The organism is Rhodospirillales bacterium, from assembly GCA_020638175.1.
Lineage (GTDB): Bacteria > Pseudomonadota > Alphaproteobacteria > Micavibrionales > Micavibrionaceae > JACKJA01.
In genome coordinates, this window is sequence record JACKJA010000002.1 from 901,263 (window position 1) to 914,182 (window position 12,920).

The window sequence follows — 12,920 nt, forward strand, 5'->3', positions numbered from 1 at the left end:
ATCCAGAGAAAGCAGCTTGTTATGAGATCATTAGCCGCCATCCTGACGTTTTTACTGGTCTGGGGGGCTTTTGTTCCGGCGCAGGCGGCTGACAAGGAAAAAGAGTCATCGTATGACCGCATCATGCGGACGGGGACCATCCGCTGCGGCTATCTTCCCTACGAACCTTACATCTCCAAGGACGTCGTTTCTGGCGCGCTGAGCGGCGTAACAGTCGATTATATCAATGCCGTTGCCAAGCGCCTCGGCCTGAGCGTTGACTGGTCGGAAGAGGTCAATGTCGACCAGATCGCTCCGGCCCTGAATTACGGGCGGATTGATATGGTCTGTATTCCCTGTACCCCGGATCACAACTGGGCGAATGTCATTGCTTTCGAAGGCGAGTGGAACGCAACGCCGTATTATACCTACGTCCGCGAAGACAGTGAATTGACCGAAGAACAGCTCGAAACCGGAAAGTTCGTCACGGTCGATGGCTATGCCCTGACCGAAATTACGCACGACGCTTATCCGGATGCGGCATATCTCAGCCTGCCGCAGATGACATCCATGGCGGAAATGTATGACCAGCTCCGCTATAACAAGGCGGATGCCCTCGTGAATGACGCCCTGTCGGCGGCGCTTTACAGTAAAAACAACCCCGGCATCATCCGCCGTTTTTCTGATACGCCGGTAATCTCTATGCGCATGTTCCTACCCACCCGCCATGGCGATGACAAAATGAATGCTTTCATGCATGAAAAATTCGCTGCGGATTTGCCGGAAAACCTCGCTTTGATGAAGGAATTGGTTGTGAAGTATGAAGTGCCGGAAGGAGGGATCCTGTTGGGCGATCATTGTAAACCGGCGGAAACCGCCAAAGGCGAGAAAATCTGCGCCCCGGAATCCCCAGAAAAGGAAACCCCATGAGACTTTTAGCAACACTTTTTGCCTTTCTGGTTATCGTTTCAACCGCCCCGGTTCATGCCGCCGACACCGCGGCAAAGGAATCCGTCTATGACCGTATTCTTGCTTCCGGCAAAATCCGCTGTGGCTACGCGATTTCTCCGCCGGTGATGGTCAAGGACCCGAATACGGGCGCAATGTCTGGTCTGGATGTTGAAATCTGGAACGAAATCGGCAAGGAACTGGGCCTTGAAATCGAATGGACGGTTGAGGTCGGCTGGGGCAGTTTTATCGAAGATTTGCGCGTCGGCCGCGCCGATGCGTTTTGCTCGGAACTGTGGCCCGACCCGGCCCGGTCCAAATTCCTGAGCCTTGCCGGGCCTGTGATTTTCTCTTTTGTTGACGCTTATGTCCGTGCAGATGATTACCGATTTGAGGGCGATCTGTCCAAAATCAACGATCCATCCGTTAAGATTCCTGCGATTGACGGTGATGTATCGGTGACAATGGCTAAAAACGGTTTCCCAAAGGCGGGAATCGACTCTTTGCCACAAATGGCGACGCTGTCAGAGATGTTCATGTCTGTCCTAACCAAAAAATCGGATGTGCTGTTTGTCGAACAAGCTCATTTAACGGCGCTGGATGAAAATAATCGGGGCAAAATCCGTAAAGTCGAAGGCGTGCCACATGCTTTCACCTATGCCAGTTACTATGGCGTAATAGCCGGTGAAACGCAGCTCCGCGATATGATCCAGCTCGCCCTGCGCACCATGAAAAACGATGGCCGGCTTGAAAAGCTAGCGAAGAAATATTCGGAAAACTACACCGTCCCCCGCAAGGATTTTGAGGAGTAGATATGAAATTTTTAGCATTGATCCTGTCGGTTTTTCTATTTCTGGCGCAGGCACCTCAAACGCAGGCTGCTGATGAGACCGCCTACGACCGCGTGATGCGGACCGGGAAAATGCGTTGTGGTTATGCCATGTGGCCGCCGCATGTGTTGGTCAAGGATCCAAATAGCGGGGAAATTAAAGGCATGATCCCTGATATTTTAGAGCAGGCGGCGAATAATATGGATATGGAGATAGAGTGGACGGAGGAAGTCGGTTGGGGATCTTTTATAGAATCGCTTCGCAGTAACCGTATAGATGCTTTTTGCATGGTGTCTTGGCCTACGGCGACCCGGGGGCGTTATGTCGACTATACGCCGCCGCTTTTTTACAGTGTGAATAACATTTATGTTCGCGCGGATGACCACCGTTTTGATGACGATCTTTCGAAGATTAACGATCCTTCCGTGCGTGTATCTGTCATGGATGGTGAAATGAGCGCCGTTATTCACCGCGATCATTTCCCGGAGGCACAAGCCGTATCCATCCCGCAGTTGGCAGAACCGACTCAGTTACTGTTGAACGTGAAGACTGGTAAAGCGGATGTTGCTTTTATGGAGCCCGGAATGGTTAAGGAGTTTTTGAAACATAACCCCGGTGCACTACGAAAAGTTGGTGATAAGCCCTTTCAGGTTTTTCCAAATTCGATTGCAGTTCTGATCGGCGAAGTAAAGTTAAAAGCAATGCTGAGCACAGCGATAACAGAGCTTATTAATCACGGTGTTGTACAGGGCATTGTCGATAAGTACGAACCGGACCGTGAAATTTTTATGCCCGTTGCTAAGCCCTATCAGGCTCTGGAATAATATTTGCGGTTTATTTATCCGCGAGCGTGGTTTAAAAAGAAGCAACCTTTACAAAGGGCATGAAGCCCGGCCTTTAAAATGGAGATGTCTTTAAAATGACTGAAGCCCCTTCCTATGAAATTATCGATCACGAATATGATGTTGTTGTTATCGGCGCCGGCGGTGCCGGCTTGCGCGCCGGGTTTGGCTGCGCGGAAAAAGGGCTGCGCACAGCGCTGATTTCCAAAGTTTTTCCCACCCGTTCCCATACAGTGGCGGCGCAGGGCGGCATTTCAGCCTCTTTGGGCAATATGGGAGAGGATGACTGGCGGTTTCATATGTATGACACGGTCAAGGGCTCCGACTGGCTGGGCGATCAGGACGCGATTGAATATATGTGCCGGGAGGCCGTGCCGTCCGTGATCGAGCTGGAGCATTACGGCGTGCCCTTTTCCCGCACGGCGGAAGGAAAAATCTACCAGCGCGCTTTTGGCGGCATGACAACCCATTACGGCAAAGGCACGGCGCAGCGCACCTGCGCGGCAGCAGACAGGACGGGACATGCCATTTTGCATACGCTTTATCAGCAGGCGCTGAAACACCGCGCCGAATTCTTTATCGAATATTTCGCGCTGGATTTGATTATGAGCGATGAAGGCGAATGTCTGGGGGTGATGGCGTGGAATCTGGATGACGGGACCATTCACCGTTTCCGGGCGCATCAAACGATTTTGGCGACCGGCGGATACGGCCGGACTTATTTCTCCTGCACGTCCGCGCATACCTGCACAGGGGACGGAAACGGCATGGTGCTGCGGGCAGGACTGCCTTTGCAGGACATGGAGTTTATCCAGTTCCACCCGACGGGGATTTACGGCGCAGGCTGTTTGATTACAGAAGGCGTGCGCGGCGAGGGCGGGTATCTGACCAATGCCGAAGGGGAGCGCTTTATGGAGCGCTATGCGCCCTCCGCCAAGGATCTGGCCAGCCGGGATGTGGTAAGCCGGTCCATGACGATTGAAATTCGGGAAGGGCGCGGGGTCGGCGAACATAAGGACCATATCCATCTGCATCTGGAGCATCTGGACCCTGATATCATTCACTCGCGTTTGCCGGGGATTGCCGAAAGCGCGCGCGTTTTTGCCGGCGTGGATGTCACGAAGGAACCTATTCCCGTTATACCGACCGCCCATTACAATATGGGCGGCATTCCGACCAATTTCCGCACCGAAGTCGTGACGCCCCTCAAAGGGGACCCGAACCATGTGGTGCCGGGGTTAATGGCGATCGGGGAAGCGGCCTGCGTATCCGTGCACGGGGCGAACCGCCTGGGCTCCAACTCCTTGCTGGACCTTGTCGTTTTTGGCCGCGCCGCCGCCAACCGCTGCGCCGAGCTGGTCAAGCCGCACAGCGCGCATAAAGCCCTGAAGGGTGATGGCGGCCAAAAGGCAATCGCCCGCCTCGACCACTTCCGCAATGCTTCCGGTAAAACGCCGACGGCAGATTTGCGGCTGGATATGCAGAAAACCATGCAGAGCCACGCGCCTGTGTTCCGAACCGGCGATGTGCTGGCCGAAGGCGTCAAAAAGATTGATGCCGTCTTCCAGCGCCGCAGCGAAATCGGCCTGAACGACCGTTCGCTGATCTTCAACACCGACCTGATTGAAACGCTGGAGCTGGACAATCTGCTGTCTCAGGCTGTCGTCGCCATGCATGCCGCCGCCAACCGCGAGGAATCCCGCGGCGCCCATGCACGGGAAGATTTCCCCGACCGGGACGACAAAAAGTGGATGAAACATACCCTGATCTGGTGCGACGAGAACGGTAAAACCAAAATAGATTACCGTCCGGTGATTCTCACCACTCTCACAGACGAAGTCGAGGCTGTGCCCCCGAAAGCGCGGGTTTACTAGCCTATATTTGACTTAATACGGCTTTTGCCCTACTATTAACCTTTCCTTACGGCGGAAAAGTGGATGTTGTGTGTTTTTTTATGAAACGCAAACGCTACAGGTGCGCCGGTCATGATGAAATTTATTGTCGAAGCCTACTCTGAAGAGAGTTACGAGGATGCCATGGCACAAGCCTTGGGCAAGGCTTCGTCACATCTGTCGCGCGAAAACGATATTCATATTGAAATCATTGATTTGTCCTATGACGAGGAAAAAGGCTACCACGTGGCGCTGGAGGTTACCGTCGTACCGATGGGGGACCGCGATTCCTTTAAAATCAAGCACGACGAGGAACAAAACCGCCGTCAGGCCGTGAAAGTGTTCCGCAAATTGCGGGTCGATGAAACCGATCGCCTGAAAAAAATGATTTTCGATCACTTTCAGGCCCGCGGGCACGACGTCATTGTTCCGGAATTTCACCATTCCTGGCTGAGTGAAGCCGATATCGCCAACGACATCGTCGAAAACGACTTTCATAACGCCGCGCAGGAAAATCAGGATGAAGGGCCCAAGCCGGAGGCGCCGCCTGTGCCGCCCCCCCTGAAATATGATCTTTCGTAAATACCGGCGCGGATTGAAACATTATTTGAGCGTAAGACAGGCGGTTGTTTTTTCAGGGAAATACGGAATCAAACCGGTCCTTTTTTCCGGCAGTGTTTTTCTTTTCTCTGAAAGCTCCTATGTTTGTATCAGGTAGTGGGGTGTTTATAGCAAGGGGGATCGCTATGCACACACACATTGTATCATCATATTCAGTAAGCAGTGCGGCCGCCGCCATCGCAGCGGCATTGGCCGCGGCGGGTAGTCCCGCTGCAGGAGAAGAATCCATGCAGGTGTCTCTCGTGGATGTTATCGAGGAACCATCGGGGGGCTGGCGGGCTGTCGTGCGCGTCAGTGTGGAGCCGTTGGAAAAAGGGGAAGACGCAGAGGAAAATGCTTATGACCCTTACCACCACCATCATGGCACGGAAGAGACATTCTTTGCAGAGGACCATGATTTCATCGAGAGTAATATCGCGCTGGCTCACCTGTTCGACCACGAAGGCGGTTATTATGCGCTGTCTCATCTTGCGCCTGAGAGAATACTGGGCGGGGAGCATGTATCCCTGCAAGACGTTATTTTCTATGGCGAGGAAGCTTTCCACTTAACGGAAAAAAATCACAGAATCCACGTGCCGGGCATTCAGGATGTCTATGGCATGCGGCCGTCTCTGGGGCCACGATGGGGGGCGTGACGGTGAATTCTTGACAGACAGACAGGGAAAAGGCTTTTCATTGACGGGGAAAGCCTATATTTTTATCAAACCAGTAAGAACAAAAAACACTCATCAGGATTCCGGTTATGGCACAGCTTGCGCTCCCTAAAAACTCCCGCGTCAAAGACGGTAAAACCTTTAAGGCCGAAAAAGCGGCCCGGAAAAAAGCGTTTAAAATTTACCGTTGGGATCCGGAAGATGGCGAAAACCCGCGCATGGACACCTATGAGATTGATCTCGATCAATGCGGGCCTATGGTTCTGGATGCCCTGATCTACATCAAAAATCACGTCGATAGTACGCTGACGTTCCGCCGGTCCTGCCGGGAAGGGATTTGCGGTTCCTGCGCCATGAATATCGACGGGACGAATACGCTGGCCTGCCTGAAGGGCATTGATGAAGTCAGCGGCGATGTGAAAGTAACGCCGTTGCCGCATATGCCGGTGGTCAAGGATCTGGTCCCCGATCTCAATCATGCTTACGCCCAATATGCGATGATCGAACCGTGGCTGAAAACGGATTCGCCGGAACCGTCCCGCGAACGCCTGCAAAGCCCGGAAGATGCCGATTTGCTCAACGGCCATGACGGTCATGGCCCGGCGGCCTGCATTTTGTGCTTTTGCTGTTCGACGGCGTGCCCCAGCTATTGGTGGAACGGGGACCGTTTTATCGGTCCGGCCGTGTTGCAGCAAGCCTATCGCTGGATCGCCGATTCCCGCGATGAAGCGACCGGCGAGCGTCTCGACCAGCTCGAAGACCCGTTCCGTTTATACCGGTGCCATACGATTATGAACTGCACCAACACCTGCCCGAAAGACCTGAATCCGGCAAAGGCCATTGCAGAAATCAAAAAATTGATGGTTGCCCGCACGTAATAAAAATAAAGAAGAAAGACAGATTTATGGATTTATCGACCCTCCCGTATCTGGAAACCGTCGTTTCTACCATCGCAGCCTTTATTCTCGGAATAGTCTGGTATCACCCGAAAGTCATGGGGGAACGCTGGGTCGCGGCGCGGGGCTGTTCTCTGGATGAAATGAAAAATTTCCCGCGGAAGTCGGTCCTGATTTCGTTCTTTTTATGGTTGCTGGCGGCCTTTTTCTATTCGTTTTTAGTCTCGGCCCTGCAGATCAATAGCTGGGATACGATGTTCAGCCTGTCGTGCCTGTTGTGGGTGGCCTTTGCCATGCCGCCGATTTTGATGGGGTCTTTGTTTACGGGCTACCCGTTTCAGGCGGCCGCTATTGACGCAGCCTATCAGCTGGCGGGCTATTACATGTTTGCTGCCACGCATTTTGTTTTATCTTTTTTGGGATAACCGGCCGCTTTTCTTTAAAAAAGAGATGAATCCTCAAGGGATTCCCCGTGAAAGGGATCAAAGCGTATAGCGGTCTCGCAATGCGCCGCCCGCAACTCAATCATGCCTTTCCCGGACAGGCCCAGCTTTTGAGTGCACCGGGAGGATCCCGTGACCGGTACGCTGTCATCAGGATTGCCGTTGCGCCCCAGTTGTAAAAGCCCGCTGCCCGAACTCGAGGTTTCTATGACGGCTTCACGGCCACCCCTGGCGATCTTGAAGCTATCAAGGTTGGCGTGGGCCTCGTAATTCTGCATGTTGTCCTGCTCGGTCGTCAGGGTGTCGATAAACTGGTTCTTGGTCAGGGTTAATTCCTTCTCCTGCGCCGGCATGCCGGGAATATCGTATGTGACTTGGCTGGTAAACCGCCCTTTGGCGCTCAAATGATCGTCCAGATAGCTATGGAGGTCCAGAGGGTTCATATCATGGTTGTTGTTGGTGATGTCTGTCATGGTCTCCAGAAAGGCTCGGATGGCCTGCTCGTCGATTGATTTTAGCCGTTCGGCCCGGGCATTTTGAGGGCACAGGATGCACAGAACGGCAAACAGGGCATAGACGGGCAATCCGGGCTTAATACTCATGATTGATATCCATATAGGTTGTGCACTCGGCGCCGTCCATCTGGATATCGTGATCGTCATTGAGGGATACGACCTGATCGCAATAAGACACGCCGGTAACGGGAACCAGGGTTTGTTCGCCGAAATCGTCCAGCGTCGGCATCAGGCCGCGTTCCCGGATCTGGGTGATAACCTTGGCTGATTTTTTATCATCGCTGATCTTGATATATTCAACGGTAACCGCCGTTTCGTGGCGGTCCATGGCTTTTTGTCCCTGCAGGATATGGGAGATAAAATCCATCTTGCCCATTTCCATGCTTTGCTCTTCGGGGTCGCCGCCATCCATGGCGTATTTCAGGACGGTAACGAACTGGCTGTCGTCGTTGATGTGTTTCAGGAAATATGACGTGATTTTATAGGAATCCATATCTTCTTTTTCACCGCTGGAGATGGCGGAGACTTCGCGGATGAAATAATCAACATTGGCTTCGGTCAGGGTCTGAACGGCATCGGTCGGGGAGACTTTGTGAAAAAAAGTCGCAGACAAGATCACAGCCAGCATCACGTTGAAGGCAGCCATGCCCAATAATTCAAAGCTTTTCCCCATAAAGCACCCTGTATTTGACCTTGCCGGTTGACTGTATTTCTGTTCGTATTTTTACTTTATCTATGCTCGCGGTTTTTGAAAAACCGTCTTTGGATATCGTATCGAAAAAAAGTAAAAAAAAGGGTAAAAAGAAGAGATTTTTAGTCTCTTTTCGGGGGAAGCTTTGAAAGGCTTGCTGTGGGCAGGCGAACGGTTTTTAGGCGCTCGGTCTCCCCGCGTATGATGTGAACGGCACTTCTAGGAATATTAAGTTCTTTGGAAAGAAAGGTTATTAACGCCTTGTTGGCTTTGCCTTTTTCCGGGGCTGTGGTGACGGAGGCTTTTAAGATCGTTTGGGGGCCGTTTGGCCCATCTTCCCATCCCCTGATTTCATTACGCGCGGCGCTGGGGGTTAATTTAATTGTGATTGTTTCTTCAGTCACTTATATCCAGACCTAAATCAAGGACGGGAGCGCTGTGGGTCAGGGCGCCGATCGAAATCAAGTCAACGCCAGATTCAGATACGCTCCGAACCGTATCCATGTTTATACCGCCGCTGGCTTCGGTTGTGAGGCTCCCGTCGATCATTTTTACGGCGCGTGCCAGCATGTCCGGATTCATGTTGTCCAGCAGCACCGCATCGGCCCCGGGTGACAGTTCAAGTAATTCTTTAAGCTGGTCCAGCGTGTCGACTTCGACTTCAATCTTGATCATGTGCCCGGCCATGGCGCGGGCGCACGCGACGGCGGGGCCAATGCCGCCCGCCACGGCAATATGATTGTCCTTAATCAGGATCGCGTCATCCAGCCCATAGCGGTGATTGCTGCCGCCACCGCATTTGACGGCATGTTTTTCGAGGGCGCGCAGCCCCGGCGTCGTTTTGCGGGTACAGCAGATATGCGCGTTCGTGCCTTCGATGGTTTTGACGAACGTGGCGGTCATTGTGGCGATCCCGGATAAATGACCGAGGAAATTGAGCGCTACGCGTTCCCCCGCCAGTATATCCCGCGCCGACCCGGAAAGGGTGGCTATGTCCTGCCCGGCTGAAACAGCCGCGCCGTCTTCAACATGTTTTTGGATTGAGAGCGCCGGGTTGACCAGCTCAAAAGCCAGCAACGCCGCGTCCAGCCCGGCAATCACCCCCGCTTTCCGGGCGCGGATCACGGCCCGGGTTGTCATATCGGCCGGGATCGTCGCTTCGCTGGTCACATCGCCGCGCCGCCCGAAATCTTCCAGCAACGCCGCTTTGACTGTATCTTGATAGAGCAGTTTGTTCACGTCAACTCAGCTCCAGCATCCGTTCGATGGGTTTGCGGGCGCGGGCGGAAATTTCCGGGTCGATAATCACTTCACCACTCATGGTCTGTAGGCATGTCAGGATTTTCGGCAGGGAAATCATCTTCATATACGGGCACATCTGGCACGTGCCGATCATCTCGACGTCCGGGTTTTCGGCGGCGATGTTGTCGCTCATCGAGCATTCGGTCATCAGGGCAGCGCGTTTGGGGCGGTGTTCCTTGATATAGCTGTCCATCTGCGAGGTCGAACCGGCATAATCGGAAACGTCCAGAACCTCTGGCGGGCATTCCGGGTGAGCCAGCACCACAATGTCCTCGTACTGGTCCTTGAATTTGCGGACCTGCGCGGCGGTGAATTTTTCATGCACGACGCACGCCCCATCCCAGATGATGATCTTGATATCGGTCTGGTTGGCGACATTTTGTGCGAGGTATTTGTCCGGCGCCATAATCACCGTGTCATGTCCCTCGCGACCCAGCGCTTCAACGATCTGCAAAGCATTGGCGGATGTGCAGCACACGTCGCTCTCGGCTTTAACCTCGGCGGATGTGTTGACATAGGTGACAACCGGCACGCCCGGATATTGTTCTTTCAGTTTACGCACATCCGCGCCGGTAATCGCATCGGCCAGCGTGCATCCCGCTTTCGGATCGGGGATTAAAACCGTTTTGTCCGGGCAGATAATCTTGGCGGTTTCGGCCATGAAATGCACGCCGCACTGGATGATGATGGAGGCATCCGTCTTGGCGGCTTCGCGGGCGAGTTGCAGGGAATCGCCGGTAATGTCGCCGACACCGAAAAACACATCGGGCGTCATGTAGTTATGCGCCAGAATGACAGCGTTCTTTTCGCGCTTCAGCCGGTTAATCTCGTAGATATAAGGCGCCAGCGCCTTCCAGTGGTCTTCCTTGTACTGGCGGGAAAGTTTCTCATAGAGCGGGGCGGTCGCGCGCGCCACTTCATCCGTATAGGCAAGCCGTTGTGCAGTCATTGATCCTTGCGGCGTATCCGCCCCCATATTTACCAAAGCGATATTTTTGACAAAAGCGGGCGCTCAGGTCAAGGACGAAAGCAAAGGACGTCATCGCGAGCGACCATCGGGAGTGCGGCGATCCAGAGTGTTTCTGTGGTTCTGGATTGCCGCGTCGGCTGGTGCCTCCTCGCAATGACGATTTGTGAAAGCTTTATTTTTTCTGGTGTTTCAACCACTCGCGTATGTGGGGCTGGCCGGTTTTGGCCTTGTACTTCTCGTAATATTGCTGGTGATAGTCTTCAGCTTCCCAGAAGGTCTGTTCCGGCACAAGCTCCGTAACAATCGGCTTTTTATAGAGCTTTTCCTTTGTGATGGCATCAATTACTTTCTCGGCAAGTTGCCTTTGTCCGCCGCCATTATAAAAAATGGCGGAGCGGTATTGTGTCCCGACATCGACGCCCTGCCGGTTTTTCTGGGTCGGATCGTGGGCCGAGCGCAAAAAAATGTTGAGCAGGGATTCGTAGTTGGTCTTTTCCGGGTCATAATAAATCTCGACGCTTTCGGCATGCCCGGTTTTACCGGTAGAGACATCCTGATAGGTCGGATGGTCCAGATGGCCGCCAGTGTAACCGACGCGGGTATAGACAACGCCCGGCTTGCCGCGGAACTCGCTTTCCAGGCACCAGAAACATCCGCCGGCAAAGGTAGCGTGAGGCATGTTCTCGGGTCTTTCTGTCATCATGTCGGGCTTTCCTGTTTGCGGTTCGCTATGGCCGGCGCCGGAGATAAAAAATGTACCGATCAATAAAGCGGCCAGTCCCAATACAAAAATATATCTTTTCATGCGGATTTCTCCTCGCTCGCGTGCAGTGTATAAACTATCATTCGGAAGAAAGACGAAAAGGGTTTCATTAATGCGCTGTGAAAATTATCCATCGCCCAATTACGGGGAGCGCCGGGAAGGCGCGCAGCCCGGAATGATTGTGATCCACTACACCGGTATGAAAACGGCGCAGGACGCGCTGGACCGGATGTGCGATCCGGCGGCGGAAGTCAGCGCGCATTATATGGTCGACGAAGACGGCACGGTTTATCAGTTGGTCGATGAAGGCAAGCGCGCCTGGCATGCCGGGGCATCGGAATGGCAGGGAATTAGCGATGTGAATAGCCACTCCATCGGGATCGAGCTGGTCAATCCCGGCCATGAATGGGGCTATCGCGCCTTCCCGCCGGAGCAAATGGAAGCGCTGGCGCAGCTTTGTCAGGATATCATGGTGCGGCACGAGATTCGCTGGGTTTTGGGGCATGCGGACGTGGCGCCCGGCCGCAAACAGGACCCCGGCGAGCTGTTTGACTGGCAATGGCTGGCTGATAACGATATCCCTAATATTCACGAAAAAGCTTGAAATTTTCAGGTTTTTCAATCATATACATCACAGTCAGAAGGCTGGGCAGCCGCTCCGCGCAAGCGGGGAGGAAAGTCCGGGCTTCACGGAAAAACGGCGCCGGCTAACGGCCGGGCAGGGCGACCTGACGGAAAGTGCTGCAGAGATTTAAACCGCCGATGGCCTTTAAGGCACAGGCAAGGCTGAGAAGGTGCGGTAAGAGCGCACCGCGTCGCTGGCAACAGGGACGGCAATGGTAAACCCCGCCGGAAGCAAGACCAAATAGGCGTCCCGCATGGTGTTTTTCCGCACCGGGGCGCGGGTAGGTTGCTAGAGGTCTGCGGTAACGCAGATCCCAGATGAATGGCTGTCCCCGACAGAACCCGGCTTACAGGCCTTCTGGCTTTTTTTATACGGTCGCGGGCGGGCCCCGGCTCTGGTGGGCCGAGACCTGCGTGGCGTTTGAACGCAGGCATAAATTGATTGAATTTATGCCGTATTCGTATTCATTAAAAAAACCGCCTGAGGGAGCGCTCCTTCAGGCGGTTTAATTTATAGAGGGTGGTTCTTGGTTCTTAAAAGAACATCGGAACGTCCCACATTTTATGCGTTAAGCTGCGTAACTCGTCCATTTGGGCGCTGTTGTAAGCCGTATACAAAATTGTTCCGGCGAACAAACCGCCATTAATAGCCAGTACCAGCATTAGTATCATTGCCAACATTATAATTCTCCCCACACACGTAATCATTAAGTTGGTTAACATTCACGTTGTTCGTCGTGAACGATGTAATATGTAATATATAATTCTGGAAAATGCAAACAAAATTTCCCAATGAAATCAGCGATATGACCACCAATAGTTGTGGAAAATAGGTAAAATTAGGAAAATCTCAAGTATGTCTTATGAAAACGCGAAAATAATTATGAAAAAAATTTTTCAAAAAATACGAAAAAAAATTACACATATGCGTTTTTGCGAATATAGAAGCAA

General features: G+C 53.0%; 16 protein-coding genes and 1 other RNA gene. 10 read left to right on the top strand and 7 right to left on the bottom strand.

Going from position 1 to position 12,920, the window contains the following annotated elements:
- Positions 1-21: 21 nt before the first annotated feature.
- The 8 genes from H6868_04325 to H6868_04360 all read left to right on the top strand — a co-directional run bounded on the left by H6868_04325 (position 22) and on the right by H6868_04360 (position 7,086).
- Positions 22-909, top strand: coding sequence for a transporter substrate-binding domain-containing protein (locus H6868_04325; GenBank protein MCB9988546.1), 888 nt, complete (start codon positions 22-24; stop codon positions 907-909).
- Positions 906-1,739, top strand: a complete 834-nt coding sequence (locus tag H6868_04330; GenBank protein MCB9988547.1) for a transporter substrate-binding domain-containing protein — start codon at positions 906-908, stop codon at positions 1,737-1,739. The genes H6868_04325 and H6868_04330 overlap by 4 nt, the downstream gene beginning before the upstream one ends.
- Positions 1,740-1,741: 2 nt before the next feature.
- Complete coding sequence (locus H6868_04335; protein ID MCB9988548.1) at positions 1,742-2,581, top strand: transporter substrate-binding domain-containing protein; 840 nt, start codon at positions 1,742-1,744, stop codon at positions 2,579-2,581.
- Between the two features lie 95 nt (positions 2,582-2,676).
- Positions 2,677-4,473, top strand: a complete 1,797-nt coding sequence (locus tag H6868_04340) for a succinate dehydrogenase flavoprotein subunit (protein MCB9988549.1) — start codon at positions 2,677-2,679, stop codon at positions 4,471-4,473.
- A gap of 111 nt (positions 4,474-4,584) precedes the next feature.
- Positions 4,585-5,073 carry a hypothetical protein gene (locus tag H6868_04345; GenBank protein ID MCB9988550.1) on the top strand — a complete coding sequence of 163 codons (489 nt, stop codon included), beginning with the start codon at positions 4,585-4,587 and terminating at the stop codon, positions 5,071-5,073.
- A 164-nt stretch (positions 5,074-5,237) separates the two neighbouring features.
- On the top strand, positions 5,238-5,747 hold the full coding sequence (locus H6868_04350) for a hypothetical protein (protein MCB9988551.1): 510 nt from the start codon (positions 5,238-5,240) through the stop codon (positions 5,745-5,747).
- Positions 5,748-5,854: 107 nt separating this feature from the next.
- Positions 5,855-6,643 carry a succinate dehydrogenase iron-sulfur subunit gene (locus H6868_04355; GenBank protein ID MCB9988552.1) on the top strand — a complete coding sequence of 263 codons (789 nt, stop codon included), beginning with the start codon at positions 5,855-5,857 and terminating at the stop codon, positions 6,641-6,643.
- Positions 6,644-6,669: 26 nt separating this feature from the next.
- The gene (locus H6868_04360; protein ID MCB9988553.1) at positions 6,670-7,086 is read left to right on the top strand and encodes a DUF1761 domain-containing protein; all 417 of its coding nucleotides are present in this window, start codon (positions 6,670-6,672) and stop codon (positions 7,084-7,086) included.
- Positions 7,087-7,100: 14 nt separating this feature from the next.
- Here the strand turns inward: H6868_04360 and H6868_04365 are convergent, their stop codons facing one another.
- The 6 genes from H6868_04365 to msrA form a co-directional block, all read right to left on the bottom strand.
- Positions 7,101-7,706, bottom strand: a complete 606-nt coding sequence (locus H6868_04365) for a hypothetical protein (GenBank protein MCB9988554.1) — start codon at positions 7,704-7,706, stop codon at positions 7,101-7,103.
- On the bottom strand, positions 7,696-8,292 hold the full coding sequence (locus tag H6868_04370) for a hypothetical protein (GenBank protein ID MCB9988555.1): 597 nt from the start codon (positions 8,290-8,292) through the stop codon (positions 7,696-7,698). The genes H6868_04365 and H6868_04370 overlap by 11 nt, the downstream gene beginning before the upstream one ends.
- Before the next feature lie 140 nt (positions 8,293-8,432).
- Positions 8,433-8,693: a DUF167 domain-containing protein gene (locus H6868_04375; protein MCB9988556.1), complete on the bottom strand. Its 261-nt coding sequence runs from the start codon at positions 8,691-8,693 to the stop codon at positions 8,433-8,435.
- Between the two features lie 13 nt (positions 8,694-8,706).
- Positions 8,707-9,540, bottom strand: a complete 834-nt coding sequence (nadC, locus tag H6868_04380) for a carboxylating nicotinate-nucleotide diphosphorylase (GenBank protein ID MCB9988557.1) — start codon at positions 9,538-9,540, stop codon at positions 8,707-8,709.
- Between the two features lie 10 nt (positions 9,541-9,550).
- Positions 9,551-10,561 carry a quinolinate synthase NadA gene (nadA, locus tag H6868_04385; protein MCB9988558.1) on the bottom strand — a complete coding sequence of 337 codons (1,011 nt, stop codon included), beginning with the start codon at positions 10,559-10,561 and terminating at the stop codon, positions 9,551-9,553.
- 193 nt (positions 10,562-10,754) lie between these two features.
- Positions 10,755-11,261, bottom strand: coding sequence for a peptide-methionine (S)-S-oxide reductase MsrA (msrA, locus tag H6868_04390; protein MCB9988559.1), 507 nt, complete (start codon positions 11,259-11,261; stop codon positions 10,755-10,757).
- Positions 11,262-11,457: 196 nt separating this feature from the next.
- Between msrA and H6868_04395 the strand changes: the two genes are divergently transcribed.
- Entirely contained in the window at positions 11,458-11,949 is a 492-nt protein-coding gene (locus H6868_04395) for an N-acetylmuramoyl-L-alanine amidase (protein MCB9988560.1), read from the top strand.
- A 33-nt stretch (positions 11,950-11,982) separates the two neighbouring features.
- Positions 11,983-12,335, top strand: an RNA gene (gene rnpB / locus H6868_04400) — RNase P RNA component class A.
- Positions 12,336-12,503: 168 nt separating this feature from the next.
- On the opposite strand, the gene H6868_04405 is transcribed toward rnpB, so the two are convergent.
- Positions 12,504-12,650 carry a hypothetical protein gene (locus H6868_04405; protein ID MCB9988561.1) on the bottom strand — a complete coding sequence of 49 codons (147 nt, stop codon included), beginning with the start codon at positions 12,648-12,650 and terminating at the stop codon, positions 12,504-12,506.
- Positions 12,651-12,920 lie beyond the last annotated feature (270 nt).

Bases quoted from the DNA above. Each gene is read 5' to 3' on its own strand.
- msrA (MCB9988559.1), bottom strand. From the start codon at position 11,261: ATGCCTCACGCTACCTTTGCCGGCGGATGTTTCTGGTGCCTGGAAAGC.
- H6868_04395 (MCB9988560.1), top strand. From the start codon at position 11,458: ATGCGCTGTGAAAATTATCCATCGCCCAATTACGGGGAGCGCCGGGAA.
- H6868_04405 (MCB9988561.1), bottom strand. From the start codon at position 12,650: ATGTTGGCAATGATACTAATGCTGGTACTGGCTATTAATGGCGGTTTG.
- H6868_04335 (MCB9988548.1), top strand. From the start codon at position 1,742: ATGAAATTTTTAGCATTGATCCTGTCGGTTTTTCTATTTCTGGCGCAG.
- H6868_04325 (MCB9988546.1), top strand. From the start codon at position 22: ATGAGATCATTAGCCGCCATCCTGACGTTTTTACTGGTCTGGGGGGCT.
- H6868_04340 (MCB9988549.1), top strand. From the start codon at position 2,677: ATGACTGAAGCCCCTTCCTATGAAATTATCGATCACGAATATGATGTT.
- H6868_04365 (MCB9988554.1), bottom strand. From the start codon at position 7,706: ATGAGTATTAAGCCCGGATTGCCCGTCTATGCCCTGTTTGCCGTTCTG.
- H6868_04355 (MCB9988552.1), top strand. From the start codon at position 5,855: ATGGCACAGCTTGCGCTCCCTAAAAACTCCCGCGTCAAAGACGGTAAA.
- nadA (MCB9988558.1), bottom strand. From the start codon at position 10,561: ATGACTGCACAACGGCTTGCCTATACGGATGAAGTGGCGCGCGCGACC.
- H6868_04370 (MCB9988555.1), bottom strand. From the start codon at position 8,292: ATGGGGAAAAGCTTTGAATTATTGGGCATGGCTGCCTTCAACGTGATG.
- H6868_04360 (MCB9988553.1), top strand. From the start codon at position 6,670: ATGGATTTATCGACCCTCCCGTATCTGGAAACCGTCGTTTCTACCATC.
- H6868_04350 (MCB9988551.1), top strand. From the start codon at position 5,238: ATGCACACACACATTGTATCATCATATTCAGTAAGCAGTGCGGCCGCC.
- H6868_04345 (MCB9988550.1), top strand. From the start codon at position 4,585: ATGATGAAATTTATTGTCGAAGCCTACTCTGAAGAGAGTTACGAGGAT.
- H6868_04330 (MCB9988547.1), top strand. From the start codon at position 906: ATGAGACTTTTAGCAACACTTTTTGCCTTTCTGGTTATCGTTTCAACC.